Origin of the sequence: Fluoribacter gormanii, from assembly GCF_900156395.1 — a bacterium.
Classification (GTDB): Bacteria; Pseudomonadota; Gammaproteobacteria; order Legionellales; family Legionellaceae; genus Legionella; species Legionella gormanii.
In genome coordinates this window covers 1-17,477 of record NZ_FTNL01000030.1, presented here as the reverse complement: position 1 = coordinate 17,477, position 17,477 = coordinate 1, and the positions used below count along the sequence as shown (strand labels likewise).

Genomic DNA, 17,477 nt, shown 5'->3' with positions numbered 1-17,477 from the left:
ATATTTCGAAATTAGGAATTGTTTGACCAATAATCATTTAATGTGTTCTTTGTCCTTTTTAACTGGTTTAAAGAGAATTAACTGTCGTCTTCAATACACGAGTGCTGTTATTTCTAAAGAATTGACTAAGAAATGTCAGAATGTTGGCAAGCTATTATGACGATTTAAAGCGGTTGGCTTTTCATCTCAAACAGTTTACAAAAATATAGAATAATTGTATTTTCCGCGGGGATTCTAACGATACTCAAATTGAATCGAATTGTCCTATACGCTTCATGCAAAAGTTGATTGCAAAGCGTATATCTTTATTTACATTCAAGAGGTTTTTTATATGAAATTGTTTCGAATGATGTTACTTGGCTTGCTACTTTCCACTTCCCTAATCACTCAAGCGTCAACTGCTCCGGTCGAGGATTATGATTTCCAACAAGAGCGAATGAAGTTAACTCCTGATTCTGTGATGGTTATTTCGACATTTGATAGTCAAGATCATGTGACCGCCTACACCTATGCTGGAGTTCGTTTATGGAATGTCCCTTTCCACGCTAAAATATTATCATGGCAAATTGCAGGTGATTATGTCTTTATTTTTTCTAAAGATCGCAAAGGGACAAAAACTTATATTACCTGCCTTAACAGACATACCGGCGCCCCAATTTGGCAAAAGCCTTAGGCATCGAAGGTCGGGCTCTTCGCCCGACGGCCTCATCTTGAATTGAATACCCTGATTACAACAATTTCTATCTATCGAGCTATGGTGTATTTTTTGAACGCTCGATGTATGATGCAAACAATTTTCCTAGGAGTCATTAAACTTACTCCTTCAATAAGAGCATTGTGAGCTTGAGCCTACATGCCTTAAGACCCAACTCACTTGCTCCCCAAATTACTCTAAACTTTTCTAAGTTAGTCTTTGTTTTTTTCTGGTTGGTAAGAGTTGTCTATCACCAATTTTTGGGTATTAGCACTGGGCTTTCTGGATAATATAGCAAAACCAAATACAAACAGGCTAAAAAGCAATAAATACACTAAGTCCCAATACTGAGGCAGGATATGTTTGCCACCGTAATTTCCCAGATAAGAAAACATACCAAGTCCCAAAAGATACAAAATAAACCAAACTGCATGTTTGCTATCAAGTTCTTGATGTGTGTTTTTTATAAAGCAATAAAGAATGGTTCCCCCTAATCCCAGGATGGTAATCACCAATAGCTTCCGCACACTGTGAAAACCCGACCAATAAACACCAATCGTGCATACATAAAATCCGATAAAGGCAATAAGGTTAGAACCTTGCAACCGAAAAGGCCTTTTATAGTTTGGTAATTGCTTGCGTAAACAAACAAGAGCTATAGGACCTATGGAGTAGCTAACCATTAATATTGCCACGAGAAAAGCTGACATTTCCTGCCATCCATGGAGCACAAGTGACATAGTAGCCGCGAGTAAAAAATTTACTCCTAAGCTAACCCAGGGCACTTGGTACTTATTTCGTTTGGCAAGAATTTTGGGTGTACAAACGACAGAACCCATGCTGCTTAGCATATGAGATGCTGTTGTTGAATAAACCAATCCGGTTGAATAGGGTGATATAAACGCATCGGCGTATAATAAAACACTCAACCAAAGCATGCCGACTAGTGCAACTAGAGCTGCAAATGGTCCTGCGTCGCCGATAAACGATAAATTCACCCAGCCCTTTTCGAGCGAATGTTCACTGACACTTCCAATAAAGGACCATTGTAATCCGGTGTAAAGTAATGTCGTGAAAAATAATGAACCACACAATATCAGGGGAATGTACTGTCCTGGTTTTTCAAGTTCACCCATCATGATAATCACTTGCCTGAATCCTAATAAGGAGAAAAGTACACCGCCACTTGACATAGCGGCCATAATTCCCTGCCAACCATAGGGCATGAAACCACCATATTGAAAAAAATTATCTGGGTGATAACTCATGGTCACCAAGCTTGCGATGGTAAGTACTGGGATTATTATCTTCCAAACAGTAAATGCTGCATTAACGCGAGCAAATAAACCAATACCGAAATAATTGAACAATACAAAACTCATTAACACCACTAAGGACAGTACATACCCTAGATGTGTATTTCTATAGTACACACCATGATGGGTTACCAAGTCTGGAAGATAATTACTGGCGTATTGAATGACGCCTTGAGTTTCAATTACTGGGAGGATGGCTAAGGAAAACCAGGTCATGCTGCTCATCATCGAGCTTGTTAAACGTCCGTGGGTATATAAAGGCAAGCAAGCCAGGCTATTGGACTGCGGAAACATCGTACCTAATTCAGCATAAGATAGGGCAACAAATAACAACAAAAAACCTGCAAGTGGCCAAGCGATGATGGCTGCAGGGCCAGCAAAATGCGCGGAGTATAAAGAACCAAACAACCAACCTGAACCTACCATGCTGGTAATTGAAATCCAAAGTAAACTCAGGGGACTTAAATTTTTTTTCATCTGGTTTTTCCCATGTCCTTATGGTGTTGCTCTAAGGTGAACAAAGAGTCAGAATCCTCGTAGCAATAAATAATTATATGACTTTAAATTGTAAACAGAAATATCGTTATTACCAACCATATGGGAATCAAGTTTTATAAAAGATTTTATACATCAAGAACTATTTTATTAGAGCACATCCAGCAACTAGCTGGGTCGTTTGAATGTGAATATAGCAGATGCAGGCGAGGCTATTAAGCTCAAAGGATTAGCTCCTCATCATGTCAAATCCCCTGGATTTTATGGCAGCGGCCACTATAAGTGAACATTAATGTTGATTTACAAAACAGTTATATAAGTCTATACACTTTAAAAAGAGTTAAATTAAGAAAATTCAACTATGAATATTTTATCTTGTTTAAAAGGCTTTATTGCAACAGTTGATTGTAAAAGCTTCTCAAAAGCCTCACAAAAATTATATATATCACCCTCTAAATTGAGCAAACAAATAACTTGGTTGGAAGGGGAATTAAAAGTCACCTTATTTATCCGCTCTACAACACGATTGGTTGTAACTGAATCAGGGCATCAGCTGTATGAGAAGGCATTACGGCTTTTCGAGCAATTAGAATTAATCAAGGGAATTGCAACACCGGATCAATATGAATTAAACGGTACAATTAAACTCTATCTTACCGTTACCCCAGCTATTCCCTATTTGACCTCATTAAGTATTGAGTTCATGCAACAATATCCTAAGATTTATTTAGATATTAATGTAGGTTCTGATACAAAAGAGCTCTATTCGTCTACATTTGATTTGGCTATTTCATTTGAAGATGTGAAGCATTCAAAACTGGTTTGTAAAAGATTATTTTCGATCCAAAGAAAGATCTTTGCCTCACCTGGCTATATTGCGCAGCATGGACTTCCTCAGACAATCGACGAGTTACCAAACCATAATTGTTTGATTAATTCGCTTTATGGTCTAGAAAATAAATGGGTTTTTAATAAAAAAATCATTCAAGTCTCGGGAAATTTTAAAAGCAATAATGCAGGTGTTTTAAAGCAGGCTGCTGTTGCAGATGTAGGGCTTTTATGGGCACCTTATTTTTCAGTTTATGAGGAAATAAAAAATAAAAAACTAATTCAAGTATTACCTCACGAGTCGTCACCTGATATTAATCTTTATGCAATTTCTCCCAAGTCCAAAGCGGATGAACAAAAAATTAATTTACTTTTGAACTATTTTTGTCAAAAAGCTTTATCTGAAAAAATTGCGACCTCTTTTATTGATAAAAATAATTAACAATTAAAACGAATCCTGAAAATTAATAGGCGACTTGTGCCGAGTTACAAGAGAATTAGCAAAAAAAAATATTTTCCAGTATAACTATATTCAATCGCGAAAAGATTTTCTTCAATTGGTTGAACCTGATTCGTTTGGAAATCAACTGAAGAAGTTCATATAGTGGACTGTTAAATAAGGAATAGATCTCAAGTGGAAGGAGAGCCATGAAATGGACTTTCCGGACCCCCTTTTAGAAATCGGAGTTTTCGATGAAACAAAATGTCTCCCATCTGCCAAGGGAACTAAGCCATATGGTTTCCTGGGCTCTTACTCGTTTAGGGAAATCAATTGAAGAAGTCTATGGGAAAGAAATATATGAACGAATTGAGCACATTCGACTATCCATGCAAGACACGATTGGGAGTGAAACGATTGTACTTAGAAAGGCTCTTCACAGCCTGCAAATTGAGCTTTCCAAACTAGAGAGAAATCAGCTTTGTCAAATTGCACATGGGTTTTCTCTCATGATGGAACTCATTAATGCCTGTGAAAGTGCCTACCGCATTTTTCGGATCAGCCAAAGAAAAGAAAAAATCTATTCCGAAAGGCCTCAAGGGATTCATTATGTCTTAACCGCACATCCAACAGAAGCTCGTACAAATGAATTCTTAAAGCTGTTTAAAGCAATTCGAGACTATCTTGTCGATGTTCTTAAATCCCCATATCTGATGAATGAAACGCATCTTGATCAAATGCTTAAAATCTCACTGCAAATTAATATTTCCAATCATGAAAAACCAAGCGTAGAAGACGAGGCACGATACATCTATCAATACGCACTCAATCCTCTTAACATTAAACTTTATCATTCCTTTTTAAGCAAAGGCATTCCCATTCAATTACGCACTTGGGTAGGAGGTGATAAAGATGGACACTCGGGTGTTAATGAAAGAATCATGGTTAAAAGTCTCGAACTTTCTCGATCTTTTTTTATTTCCTACATTCAGGAATGTCTAAGAGAAGTACTGGAAATTGTCAAACTCTCAACTGCATTAAATGAAAACAAAATCTTGGCAAATCAGCTCAATCAACTGACCAAAAATGCGGGCGCTCTGATAAAGATACAATCAAAGGACCATAAAAAAGTATCAGCATTCAAAAAGGAATTAACAGCGATAGAGATCAATGCCCTGAAGTTTTTAAATTTCAAACCCGAACAATTCGCCATCATCTCCAGCATTTTTCAGCTCTATCCCGCTCTGGTCATCCCCATAGAACTCAGAGAAGATTCAGCAGTTGTAAAAGAGAGTTTAACCAGCATAAAAAAAACAACTATTACCAAGATGTTGGAACAAGTCTATTCTATAACCCATGGAACTGATCCCAAAAACTATATACGCGGTTTTATCCTCAGTATGGTTGAATCTGCTGAGGATATAAAAAATGGAATTAACCTGGTAAAACACGTTTTTAAAAGCTACGCCCTACCCGTTGTACCCTTGTTTGAAAATCAACTTGCGTTAACCAGCGCTGACAAAATTTTAAATAATTCGATCACTGAAGACATTAGACAGAAACACCTTAAACAGTGGGATGGAAATTATGAGGTCATGCTGGGTTATTCTGACTCTTCTAAAGAAAATGGCGTATTGCCTTCACGACTCATGATCGCGAACAGTTTAAAAAATATTCAGTCTACACTAGAAAATAAGAACCTTCGGCCTATTTTTTTTCATGGTTCGGGGGGCAGCATAGAGCGAGGGGGTGGGGATATCAAAGAACAAACAGCCTCCTGGTCTAAGGAAATGATGACTAATTATAAAGTGACTGTTCAGGGAGAAATGGTTGCAAGGCTCTTTGGTTCAAGTTCGATACTCAAAAGTCAGATTGACAAATTTCTTGATATCTATTCACAAAAAGATAACACCCCTGATAAGGGTTATCCTGAGGAGCTGGTATTATTTTCCACGCAAGTCAGTCAGAAATATAAAGCACTGATCCAAAGCGAATGGTTTTGGCCTACAATTGAACAGGCCTCACCCTATCATTTTTTGACAGAGCTAAAAATTGGCTCTCGTCCAACCAAACGCAAATCAGGGCCGAATCAAAGAAAACTTCGAGCCATCCCCTGGATCTTATGCTGGACTCAAACACGGCTTCTTTTCCCAACGTGGTGGGGTCTTGGTTCCACTTGGTCAGAACTCAACGAACTTAGAAAAAGTAAGCTTAAGGCTCTCTATAAGGAAAATACTCTTTTTGCTGCTTTTATAAAACAGTTGGGTGTAACTCTCTCCAAAGTGTACCTTCCAATCTGGGAACAATACTTGTACCAATTAACTGGCTCCAATGAATATCTAAAGCCTTTTCAATCTGAACTGGAGTCAACCATCCTCTTTTTCTATCAAATAACAGGTGAGAGTGATTTTTGTTTTCATCAACCGTGGCTCGGGGAAAGCATTCAATTAAGATCAACCTTGATTCATCCTTTGAATCTCATTCAGATTGAGGCCATGAAAAGGAATGATTTACCTCTTTTAAGAAAAACGGTTACAGGAATTTCTTGCGGTATGTTGACGACAGGGTGATAACACAAACCAGGATAAATTCATAATCCCCTCCCCAATAAATTCCATCTCGGGGGCATTTCGGTTCTTGCTTCTTGGGTATTTAATTGACAACATCAATTTTAAAGGTACTATAACAGATTTTGGATGGCTAGTTCTTAATCTATCTAGTCTTTACAAGGAGTAATCAACATGTATTCGAATTTAGAGCAACTTAATCATGATGAGTCAACATCAAGTGCTTATAACCTCTTGTTCCTGCTTACTGGTCTTGCGATAGTAACGTATGCGATTGCACGAGTCGCAGAATCGAACAATCACTTAAACTACGATAATCGTTTAGCTCGTATAATAGCCGGTCTTTTGTTGCTCATAACGCGGATGATGCATACAAAAAGCGGGGATTTAGAGATAACCAATACAGAAAAGCAAATAATTGCCGTAGGTCCCCATCGAACTGGCTGGGAAGCAGTTGTTGTTGCTTCAAAAATAAAAGGCACACCACCACGTTTTTTTGCCACAGATGCTTATAATTCTGTACCCGGTGTTTCTTCTTTTTTGAAGATGTTTAAAGCAATACCGGTAGAATCAAAAGCAACTAAAAGTGATAATGGACGTTCTGCTAATGCCGGCGCGTTAGAGCAAGCGAGTAAAGCACTTAGTGAAAATGGCTGCGTCGCTCTATTCCCGCAAGGGAATTTTGCACGGTTAGGTCAAAAACCGCCAAGAGTCTACGCCGGCGCAGCGAGACTTGCATTGATGAATAAAACACCTATTCATGTGATTAGGCTTGATGGTTTTTGGAGTTTGCAAAATCCAATCATTCCTTTATTTGTTCGCAACAATTCTTATTATCGTGCATTTATGTCGGCGTTTCACATGAACAATGTACGCGCCACACTGTGTTCGGTGATTGATTTTCACCTAAAACCAGAGAGTGAGGGCCTAAGTGACGAAGCAAAAATCGAGGAGATATGCGCCCAACTTTATGCTTACTATCGTCATACACAGGAACTTACTCCGAAACAAATTGCTACGATTAAAGAAGAAATAGCCAGTAAAAATCATCTGCTTATTTGGAACAATAAAGTCAAACAAGATGAATTAGGAAAACAGCTCTTAAGTTTAAAGAAAGAAGAAACCCAGCTAGAAGAACCTACGTTAAAATCAATGCAATTAAACTCAATGTAGCGAGCACTGGCTGGGTGGTAAACCTGGCCAATTAACTATTCACTGTTGGGTCACTAGTTGATGGACTATAAAATGCCCCCAGGGATCTCGATGAATATTCTAATTCTTCAATATCCCAGGAGGGGTCAACATTTTTTGTATTTCACCAATATGCATTTCTTCTTCCTGAATCATTTTTCTTGCAAATTCCTCGATCAACACCGATTTTTTTTCTGCATGTTGTAATAATTGATAATACAAATACAAACCTTGTTTTTCATGCTCAAGAGCCTCTTCTAAAATATTCCCAATGTTATGTTCATGGGTTTCTAATAATTTGCCAATTTTAAGTGAGGGATGGTGGGAAAAATGAGTAATTAGCTCCCCGATTAAATGAGCATGGTTTATGCTTTCCTGAGCCTGCTCACGCATCCATTTGCAGATAGGGATGCGATTAAAGCCAAAGACCATAAAGGAGTAATGGGTATAACGTACAACACCCGCCATCTCCAGCTCTAATAATGAATTTAGAGTTTTTAGGATAGCATCATCAATTGGTTCTGATTCAGGTCTTCGATATTCCATATTTTATGACCTCCTGTTTTATATACCTAAGAGTATAGAATAATTACAGCAAAAACCCCCAAATATGGTAAATCATTAAGCAAATAACAAAATGCAACAAAATATAACTTCACTATAGATTTTGAATCAAAATAACTCAACTTGCTTGTTTTTTGTTTTGATAAATCCTTGAATTTTGCATATAATTTATACAAACATCATTCTATTTGGGCATCATGAAAGCATTTAAGGAACTCTTTAAAAAGAAACGCACCGGGAACTCAAATAAATTAACTTCTACTGATGCAACAGTCATTAAATCCTCCGATGAAAAAACTGAAAGTACTGGGAAGCCTATATTCTCGCCAACACCATCTACCCATGATTTTTTTTCTCATCCAGAAATGAGTGATTTAGCGCAGGTAGGGCAAACAAAAGCATTGGGTTATTTGCCATTGGAGGCGATCCGTGGTTCCGGATTTGAAGTATTTCAGGTGACTCAGTCATTGAAAAAAAGAGGGTTAAAATTTTTTGTTATTCCTAATCCTAGCCATGAAGAATTGTATGCCTATAACCCTACTAAAAATACATACGTACATATAGCAGATAATAAGGAATATAAGGTAATTCCCAAAGGAGGATTTTCAAGTATTCGTTCTGGAGCCCTTGTAGCGTACGATGAAGACGCAGTAAATGCTTTTTTAAAAGAAAATACTGCTCTTATCAATGAAGAAAATAACAATGAATCAAACCCTGAAGACCATTGGCCAACTGAAGCAACCGATTTTGTTAATATGTTGTTTAGAAAAAAAGCCGAGTCTGCCCGGATGAATCATTTTATACATAAAGTTTTTGAGGAAATGCCAAACCAATCAAACTTGAATCTGACTTCAAAATAGCCAGATTGAATTCGCATCACGCAAGCCAAGGACCAGACAACATTGTTTATGCAAAAGGAGCCCGGACTGCTCGTCTTTATATCTTTCAATTCAAGAGCATTGATCATATTTCCTTAATGTTGGCGCGGTACACTTCAGTATATAAACAATAAATTGTCAATATAAATTAATATTTTCACCGAAGTCACCAGAGATGATAAGAAAGTAGGCTCATAAAGCGACATAAATCTCTATAGCGTGCGGAAGTCATCGGGTAGGAAAACAAATTTCAGGACTAGAATGTCCGAGAGTTTTTTAACGAAGAAGCAACTTACTTGAGAGGATCTATATGCCATTAAGTCAAGAGATGCAGGTAGACAGTTTAGAAGATTTAAAAAATCGTTATAAAAAGCTATCACCACAACAAATAAAACTTCTCGATGCCGTTAATACCTTGGCCGCTAACAATAATGTACGCTTAAAAGCTCAAAGCGATGCGGTGCTTAAACTTCTAGGCTCACAACTCAAACAATCTTTTGATGAATCATCAATATCATCTGTTGCTAGTTCTATTTATTCCATGATCGGAGAGCAAATGGATCGCGAAACGGATGAAAATAGACGTAAGCATCGGGCGCAAGGTCATTTTGATCAAAAATATATTCATCAACGTAGTATACACGATGAATTGCAAGATCATGATATGACCTTATTAATGCCAAAATCTCACGGGGATATTGAAGTTCTGGCTCCAGCAAATCGTTTCGACCCGGGAGCTATTAATGCGTCACAGGAAGGTATTACTTTAGCCCTTAATAATAAGAAAATTAAGCATATTTTAATCTCCATAGGACCTGGTCATTGGCGTGGCATTTATTTAACTAAACCTAATGAATTCAGTGATAAATATGAGCTTGAACTATTCGATCCTTATGGTCCAAGTGGTGCAGATGCAATTAGAAATATTACCCTGGATATATTAAAAAAATGTGGGATCAATGAGTATCAAATCACGATTAAACTCACCGGCCCCACCCATCCGCAACAAGATGGATATGCCTGTGGCGATTTTACTTATGCCTATAGTCATAAAAAAATGAAGGACTGGGGTGCATTTAAAACAGCTTACAATCAACAGATTATTACGGTGCTGGAGGATAAAGGCAATGAGGGAGATGCACTGCGGCATGCAAGTCGCGAAGAATCTAGGAAACAAGCAGGGCCTGCACAAATATCAAAACAGACTCAATTTGAAGAACGTGAAAAACAAGAATTTTTGAGACAATTAGACAAAATATTATCAGATCCTAATCAGATGGATAAAGCCGTTCTTGATGGAAAAATTGCAAAAATAAAAAATACATCCAGATCTGAATTTAATAATCTATCGTTACGTGAACTTGACGCTTATGGAGTGTTTAATGCAGATGGTTCTTTAAATACTAGTGTTGCAACTGAATATGGTATCAAGTTCGATGAAAGTCGAGTGCAAACACGACTGAAATCTTCTAGGTTCAAGGAAAAACTCTCATTCCGGGAAAAGCTCATTTTGGAATCTGCTCTTTGTGCTGTAGAACAAGAGTATATAAAATCTAATAAGCCGAGTAAGGGATTGGCTGAAGAGTGCCTAAATTATTTTTGGCCAAATAAATTTTTTATATTTCTTAAAAATCCTTTAAGTATGGAGTTATCAGGTCCAGCCCGAGACATGTTTGGAATGGGTTATTTTAAATTTAAAGATACCAATATTTCAATTTCACCAGGACCTTATGCTGCAAAATCACTTATCCCCAGCGAAAATCCAGAGCTTTATCAAGTAGATCATGATATCGCTGGCTATTTAAATCATTTATTACGAAATAATGTGACTCATGTATTTGCTATGGGTAGAGTACTTCCCTATCATCCCAAAGAAGGCATTGGTGATAGAAAATTAAGAAAAGATAAAGTAGTAGATGATTTCATTAATTACTTCATACCTGATGCTAATGGACGTGTAAGGCTTCCTGATGTTCCTGAGCTTAAAGACGTCCATATTACTTCTCGTCCAATCAAAAAGGTAGGGCGATTTATAACTTATGAAATCAGCATAAATGGGAGTAATCCCATCCAGATAGATCATTTTCCTATTCACGATAAGCAACCTTTGGAATTAACGCCAGAAGAATTGTCCTATGTCAAAAAAATAGGCCAGCTCCCTGAGCAAAATATTCACACTCATTGTCGAGGAGGAAAAGGACGAAGTGCGCAAATTGCTTATATTTTAGCATCGTTAAATCCAAAATATAGTAGACTCAATCCTAAGCAGAGACTCGCTCAAATGAGAGCTGAAAAAACTACTGCTGATGAGCTCCAGTCTTTTATAGAAACGCCCTTACAAGAGACTCATATCGAGAGCATTGAAGATTCTATTCAAAAAGGTACTTCCTCTGAGGCTGTTAGTGAAGATAAGCATTTCGAGATTTATATTATTTATGGCACTTTATTAAAGCAATTAATTGATCAATATACTCAAAAGATTGACTCGCTCACTGAGGAAAATAAAGCGCGTCTTGAATTAATGGAAAAATATCAAACGCTAAGTGCAACTCCCCTGGATCAATTAGACAATTGGGTTAAAGAGGTTTGTGAAAACCCTTTAATGTCTGAATCAACGAAAGCATGGTTAAATTCAGTAAATTTCGATAATAACTCTACCGATTTCTTGCTAAACGCATTTGCAGCAAAAACAAATCCTCAAGAACTGGAATTATTCTTTGACTTACAAGCTAGAAATGGAAGCTATCAAGATCTTCTTGATAAGTTGGAAGAAAAAATGATTGAGCTTTCAAAAAAAATAGATAACAGCACTGAAGAAGGAAAAATTGCCATTGAGCAATTAGGGCTGTATCAATCCTTATTTATCGCGCATATACAAGCTGCCCATTTAAAAAATTTTGGATCTCTAGATGAAGTGGAGCAAATACCCCTCAGAGTCGAAACAGGCGGAAATATTTCAGACACGATTACTGAAATATTCGTTGCGCTCGTAGATCCGAAGAGCTTAACAAAAGAAAAATTCAATCAATTACAAAAAGAATACTCTCAATGTAAGCCACGTCTTGAATTACTAGAAAAAGTAGAAAGCCAGGATGAAGTTAAAGTACTCACCGAAGAGGTGAAACATCGCAATAAGATAATAGAACAACTTTTTATTTTAGGCTATGAACATTTTGAAGTAGAGCCTTCAAGAATTATCCTAAAAATGAACGTTCTTTATCAACAATTAGGTGAATTAAGTTCTACTAATAAACTAAGTCCAGTTAAATGGAGTGAACTAAAAAGGCAATTTACTGCACTTAAAATCATATATGAGCTAAACAAGTCAGAAGAAAAGACTCCTCGCATCGTATCCACTTTAGATAAATTATTCCAAGGAACAAGCGAACATCCTACCTCACTATTTCAAGAGGCAGTGCTACAAATAAAACCAGAGGAAAAAAATCTTGATGATTTTGTGGCTGACTTAGCTTTTGCTATATTAAATGCCGCATCCGAAAAACTTCCCAAACAGTATTTTGAAGAAGATGGTTTTTACTTTAAAGAAATTGAGCAACTAATAAAAGCTATAAGTAAATTGGCTGATACCTATTCCTCTAAAAAAACAGATGAAATTATTGATTTACGTCAACCTCGAAAGATCCCAACTGCAAAGGAATATGAAGAAGCTCGACAAAAAGTTATTCAATTAATCCCACAACATATTCCTATTCCATTTCTCATATCCACAAACGAGCCCAGAGTGCAAGTTGAAAGTCTCCATCAGCAAGAGAAACCTCCCCTTGTATCGCCAATAGAAGAACATCGAAAATCCATAGAAAAGGCCAAAACCATACGCAATATGGCTCACGAAAGATTAAAGGAACACTTTGCTAAATTTAAAGAAAAATATAAACATCTAAGTAATAATGATGAAGTGGTGGTTAATGAATTGGCCGAACCAACCCTTAGCCTCTACAAGGAAGAGAGACGTCCTCTTGTATCGCCAATAAGCGAATCCATGGAAAATATCTTAAAAATTCAGGCCATGCGTGATGCGACCAAATCAGGAACTGCTCGGAGAATTCAAGATGAAATTGATTATGTTGCAGCGAGTATTGAGGAGAAATCAGTAAAAACGGCTCTCCATCCTAAAGTTCCAAAACTCATTATATTTGATGTGGATGATACACTCATTGATTTGGAAAAAAATGAGCTGAAACGAGCACAAGAATTGATCAATGTACTGAACTATGCCAAAAAACATGGCATTGAAGTTGCTATCGCCACTAATCGTACACAAGGTCTAGATGAGCTAGAGCCAACCCCTGTTAAAAAATTAAAGGAGATGATACATAAAGAAACAGAGATTGATATTTCGAATATGTTGACATTTTTAGATACTCCATCCTTACGTCTAGAAAAAGATACAATATTTAGAACAATCCAAGGACAAATTGATAAACTAAAACAAGAAATTACTGTTTTAAGAAGCAAGGAGTCTACAGGATTAGATAAAGAGAAATTAACTCAAGATATCGAACAATTACAACAAAAAATCGATTCTCTTCAAAAGAAATCTGATAGATTAATTTCGGGCAAATTCATGCATTTAGATTCGATAAGAAGACATTACCATGGACTTAAGAATCTAACCAATTATTATCAAACGGTTGAAGGTGGTATTTTACAGGATTTTAAAAACCCTAAATTAACAATAAATATAGGAATTAGTGATTTTAAAGAAAAAGAACAAGCGTGGGATAACTTATTTTATCTAGCTGAAAAACTAATGGACTCCAAATCAGCTCAAAAATACAAATTCTCATTTCACACTATATTAAAAGACCTTATTTTTGATGCCCATAGACCTGAATTTTTGAAAGAGAAATATAGTGATGGGAGTGATGAGAGTGATGTTCTACTCGTTCTAAGAAAGAATGAACTAATAGAGGAACTTAATGCAAATAGAGAATATTTTATCCAAAATCTTCCTCACATAGAATCATTTTATCAAAGTCGACTTGCTTACCGAAAATATAAATATGAGAAAAATGCCACTTTGAGTGAAGAAGATGTATTGTTCCTTGATGATAACGAAAATATTATTACTCAAACTCAACAAAGTAATTATCGAGTCATTAAGGTTAGTAATCCTAGTGAAGCAAAGGAGAACTCATTTCGCTACATGGTCGAATTTAATTATGAAATTGGAGCATACAATGGCGTTATCAAATATTTAATCCGAAAAACACCCGAAAATTATAGTCGCAATTTAAATGACAATCTCATTCCTAATTTTACAGCCCATGAATTTCGGCATTCTCCAATTGTATTGACTGTTAAAATATCAACGATACTTGATAGATTACCAGGGTTAAGTAAAGAAGAGGCCGTTCAAAAACGTTATAAGGAGCAATTTTTTGAGGCAGCCCTTGAACGTTACCTACAATTACCCAAAGAGTTGGAACATGATTTTGTGACAACCTATTATCGCGATGCACATGAAACTTTAAAAAAAATCGAGCAAAAACTTCAAGAGTTAATCCAATATCCTCCAGAGGATCCTGAGCAACTTCGCGTCGCATTATACAAATTAAAGGCGCAAGTCGATGAAGTGATTAGTATGGATGAGAAATTTTCACAACGAATTTCACCCACGTTCTTAGATTCTGAAGCGAAGTTATTAAGATCAATGATTATTGGCGGTATATTTTCAAACAATCTGAGCAGTTTGACAGTAGAAAATGGCAGAGTGCAGTTTGTAAAAGATCATGATAATACTCGAACAATGTTTTATACAGAATCAATAAAACAGCTACCTAACTTTTACTATCTGCAAAAGGTCCATCCTGCACTGAAAGAAATAAATGTGTTTGATAGTAAATTGATATCCAAGCAATATACGCACTTAATTTCTAAACTATTAAAAGAAGCAATCAATATTAATATTGAGGGATATGCTCCCTTCTCAGTGCTCCATTTAGAGGTTGCAGAAAAAGACTATCCCTCTTTTGTATCTCTTTTGCATACTCTTCAATATGATATAACCGAAATGGATGTCAGTACCAATGACACTTTTGAAAACCATCGTCAATTAGTTGCCGCAGAAAAGCTATGTAACGCTTTGGAGCAAATTGCTCTATATCAAAATATTGTGGACGATTTAGAGGGAAAACCACAGGTAGATTATCAGCAACAAATTACGAACCTATCTCAACAAATAACTACTCTCAAACGCAGCATTGAATCATCCGAACAATATAAAGCTAAGCTCTTTTTGGATGAAGCAGATCGATATCTGCGTGCTAAAGATTGGAATGTTGGATTGCAATGGAATTCACATACAATAGAAGTAGACGGTAAGAAAAAGAAAATCCCGGCAACTGTTGCAGAACAATTAAAGATTATCGAGCAAGCTCAGAAAGATAATAATTATGTGACTGCTAAAGAACAATTTCTAAAAATAGGAAAAGAAAAAGAAATTTCTTCGAACTCCTCAAAAACTGCTCGAAGTTATTACTCTCTATTTAAGAATAAAGATAAGAGTTTTGAAAAAAACCTGGAAAACGAGTTTTCGCCGACAAAAAAAGCATAGTGAGTGAAGGTTTCTAGCAATCTCCCCACTCTTCTTTTAGGAATTTTTGGGAGAATCACAAAGCGATGCACGTATTTAATAGCATCTACTGTCAGCTTGTCTCTCTTTTAAGAAATGAAACTGGACGATAATAAAGAAAAATCCGCACTCCAGGAGTATGTTGCAGCCTATCTTAAGTTTTATGATACATACAGTGGAATCGACAATCCATTTAGCAAAACCCTTCAAGAACTCGTTGGGCGCCATCCAGAATTTATGGAATATTTTTTCCAATTCAATCCTCAATACGCTAAATCCGTCTTGGTGAATGATCTAGCTGTTATTGCGACTGATAATCTATTCAAAGAACACTATTATACTCAATCGCTCGATGATTCTTTATCACATCGAGCAAAAGAGGCTATAACGTGTTACGAGGATGATTGGGCACGACCATTTTATGAGTAATTCCTTGCACTATAAATTTAGTCCTCAAATAATGAGGACGATGGTCCTTCTTAGCTGAAATCACATGTTAATAAAAAGTCCTCTATTGATTTATTATTTACAACTTCTATATTAGCGCTGCCACTATTTGTCGCCGGAACATATTCTGAAGATCCTTGAACATTCTTTAAACTTATATGCCATGGATACCAATCATAGGTAAAACCCTGCCCTGTCCATGGAAAATAGATTGGCATTCCTGAGTTTCTATTGGGGACCGTATTACAATATGAAGAATAAAACTGGTTTGCCAAAAATGAACTAACCGTTGTGCCATCATAAGGTGGTGGAGGATTATTGCAATTATGGGGAATCACAAGAGCCGAAGCGGAGCAAGAAGTAGTCTCAATGTTGCCATCAGCAGGACATGGGCGGAACATGTTGCCATCCCTTTTACCAGGTACATGAGGATTATTTCTTAACTTAAAAAAAGTAAATGTTCTTACTGAATCAGGTGAATCAGGTGGTATACCAAAATACTGACTAAATCGAACTGCAGCATTTTCTCGTGATAAGTTTTGGTATTGAATGGTTTTGCAAACTGATACTAAATTTTCTGCTGAACCAAGGAACAAGAAACCATAATTGCCGTTAGAGTAATTTGGAGTCGGAGGATTGGTGGGGGCAGGATATGTGAATGTGGAATATACTACAGCATTGTACTCATAACTGGGATTAGGAATTTGTGAACTGGAATAAGGAGGGAATGCATCTAAATTATAAAACTGTTTCAATAAGCCAAAATTCTTTTGGGCTCTAGGCATGACAGAGAGATTGTAAATAGTCTGATAGGCTAGATAATTATTATATCTTGGATCTGCTAACAAGACTGGATCCGAACTTGCTCCATTATGGATCCGTTCGCAATAAAAATTTGAGGAGTTTACCAAGGTCACCAATGAGGCGCATTTTATACTTAATTTACCGCAAAAGGGATCATTGTTATCACGAACAGGACTATCGAGTACAAAGTTTCTAATTTTAAAATTAATCGCATTGAGCTCATTAGCGCCATGTATATAAGGGTTGGTGAGCGTATGCATTTGTTGGGGATAGGAACGAATAGCAGGTTTCGGTTGATAGCCGCAATTTGGATGCAATTGACTGTAATTTGCATAAACCTGATTCACCTTGGCTAAAAGTTTTTGTTCATCCGATAGATAAACGCCATTTTCTTCCTGTTCTGTCGGTTCATTTAATATTTCCCCAAAGTTTTCTTCGGAGTAAGCAAAACCGCTAATAAAAAGTCCAGTTGCGAATAAAACCAATAATTTCTTGTTCATCATCATCCTTAATAATTGGGATTTAAAAAATAAATTCCCATACTTATCTCAGTCACTTGAGATAACTTGGAGCCATTAAATAGTAAATAAATTTAACTAAACAAACAAGAAAGGTAACTCCCCACGTCATCCCGAACCCGAGCGCAGCGAGGGTGAGGG

The 17,477-nt window shown here is 36.6% G+C and carries 10 protein-coding genes; 7 read left to right on the top strand and 3 right to left on the bottom strand.

Features of this window, described 5'->3' with window-relative positions; genetic code table 11:
• Nucleotides 1-331: 331 nt before the first annotated feature.
• The gene (locus BW930_RS15145; RefSeq protein WP_058468085.1) at nt 332-673 is read left to right on the top strand and encodes a hypothetical protein; all 342 of its coding nucleotides are present in this window, start codon (nt 332-334) and stop codon (nt 671-673) included.
• A gap of 233 nt (nt 674-906) precedes the next feature.
• Here BW930_RS15145 and BW930_RS15140 read toward each other — a convergent pair whose 3' ends face one another.
• Nucleotides 907-2,487, bottom strand: a complete 1,581-nt coding sequence (locus BW930_RS15140; RefSeq protein WP_058468084.1) for an APC family permease — start codon at nt 2,485-2,487, stop codon at nt 907-909.
• 379 nt (nt 2,488-2,866) lie between these two features.
• Between BW930_RS15140 and BW930_RS15135 the strand changes: the two genes are divergently transcribed.
• From BW930_RS15135 to BW930_RS15125, 3 genes are all read left to right on the top strand, one after another.
• Entirely contained in the window at nt 2,867-3,775 is a 909-nt protein-coding gene (locus tag BW930_RS15135; protein WP_058468083.1) for a LysR family transcriptional regulator, read from the top strand.
• 251 nt (nt 3,776-4,026) lie between these two features.
• Complete coding sequence (locus BW930_RS15130) at nt 4,027-6,342, top strand: phosphoenolpyruvate carboxylase (protein ID WP_058468082.1); 2,316 nt, start codon at nt 4,027-4,029, stop codon at nt 6,340-6,342.
• A gap of 171 nt (nt 6,343-6,513) precedes the next feature.
• Nucleotides 6,514-7,512, top strand: a complete 999-nt coding sequence (locus BW930_RS15125; RefSeq protein WP_058468081.1) for a lysophospholipid acyltransferase family protein — start codon at nt 6,514-6,516, stop codon at nt 7,510-7,512.
• 99 nt (nt 7,513-7,611) lie between these two features.
• Here BW930_RS15125 and BW930_RS15120 read toward each other — a convergent pair whose 3' ends face one another.
• Nucleotides 7,612-8,076 carry a ferritin-like domain-containing protein gene (locus tag BW930_RS15120; protein WP_058468080.1) on the bottom strand — a complete coding sequence of 155 codons (465 nt, stop codon included), beginning with the start codon at nt 8,074-8,076 and terminating at the stop codon, nt 7,612-7,614.
• Between the two features lie 215 nt (nt 8,077-8,291).
• On the opposite strand from BW930_RS15120, the gene BW930_RS15115 reads away from it, so the two are divergent.
• From BW930_RS15115 to BW930_RS15105, 3 genes are all read left to right on the top strand, one after another.
• A complete protein-coding gene (locus BW930_RS15115; RefSeq protein ID WP_058468079.1) occupies nt 8,292-8,954 on the top strand; it encodes a hypothetical protein in 663 nt (220 codons plus the stop codon).
• A 328-nt stretch (nt 8,955-9,282) separates the two neighbouring features.
• A complete protein-coding gene (locus BW930_RS15110; RefSeq protein ID WP_162263000.1) occupies nt 9,283-15,549 on the top strand; it encodes a hypothetical protein in 6,267 nt (2,088 codons plus the stop codon).
• A 114-nt stretch (nt 15,550-15,663) separates the two neighbouring features.
• The gene (locus BW930_RS15105; protein WP_058468078.1) at nt 15,664-15,996 is read left to right on the top strand and encodes a hypothetical protein; all 333 of its coding nucleotides are present in this window, start codon (nt 15,664-15,666) and stop codon (nt 15,994-15,996) included.
• A 50-nt stretch (nt 15,997-16,046) separates the two neighbouring features.
• Here BW930_RS15105 and BW930_RS15100 read toward each other — a convergent pair whose 3' ends face one another.
• On the bottom strand, nt 16,047-17,318 hold the full coding sequence (locus tag BW930_RS15100) for a hypothetical protein (protein ID WP_058468077.1): 1,272 nt from the start codon (nt 17,316-17,318) through the stop codon (nt 16,047-16,049).
• Nucleotides 17,319-17,477 lie beyond the last annotated feature (159 nt).

Coding starts and splice junctions, on each gene's coding strand:
- BW930_RS15130 (WP_058468082.1), top strand. CDS start 4,027: ATGAAACAAAATGTCTCCCATCTGCCAAGGGAACTAAGCCATATGGTT.
- BW930_RS15105 (WP_058468078.1), top strand. CDS start 15,664: ATGAAACTGGACGATAATAAAGAAAAATCCGCACTCCAGGAGTATGTT.
- BW930_RS15135 (WP_058468083.1), top strand. CDS start 2,867: ATGAATATTTTATCTTGTTTAAAAGGCTTTATTGCAACAGTTGATTGT.
- BW930_RS15145 (WP_058468085.1), top strand. CDS start 332: ATGAAATTGTTTCGAATGATGTTACTTGGCTTGCTACTTTCCACTTCC.
- BW930_RS15115 (WP_058468079.1), top strand. CDS start 8,292: ATGAAAGCATTTAAGGAACTCTTTAAAAAGAAACGCACCGGGAACTCA.
- BW930_RS15120 (WP_058468080.1), bottom strand. CDS start 8,076: ATGGAATATCGAAGACCTGAATCAGAACCAATTGATGATGCTATCCTA.
- BW930_RS15140 (WP_058468084.1), bottom strand. CDS start 2,487: ATGAAAAAAAATTTAAGTCCCCTGAGTTTACTTTGGATTTCAATTACC.
- BW930_RS15110 (WP_162263000.1), top strand. CDS start 9,283: ATGCCATTAAGTCAAGAGATGCAGGTAGACAGTTTAGAAGATTTAAAA.
- BW930_RS15125 (WP_058468081.1), top strand. CDS start 6,514: ATGTATTCGAATTTAGAGCAACTTAATCATGATGAGTCAACATCAAGT.
- BW930_RS15100 (WP_058468077.1), bottom strand. CDS start 17,318: ATGAACAAGAAATTATTGGTTTTATTCGCAACTGGACTTTTTATTAGC.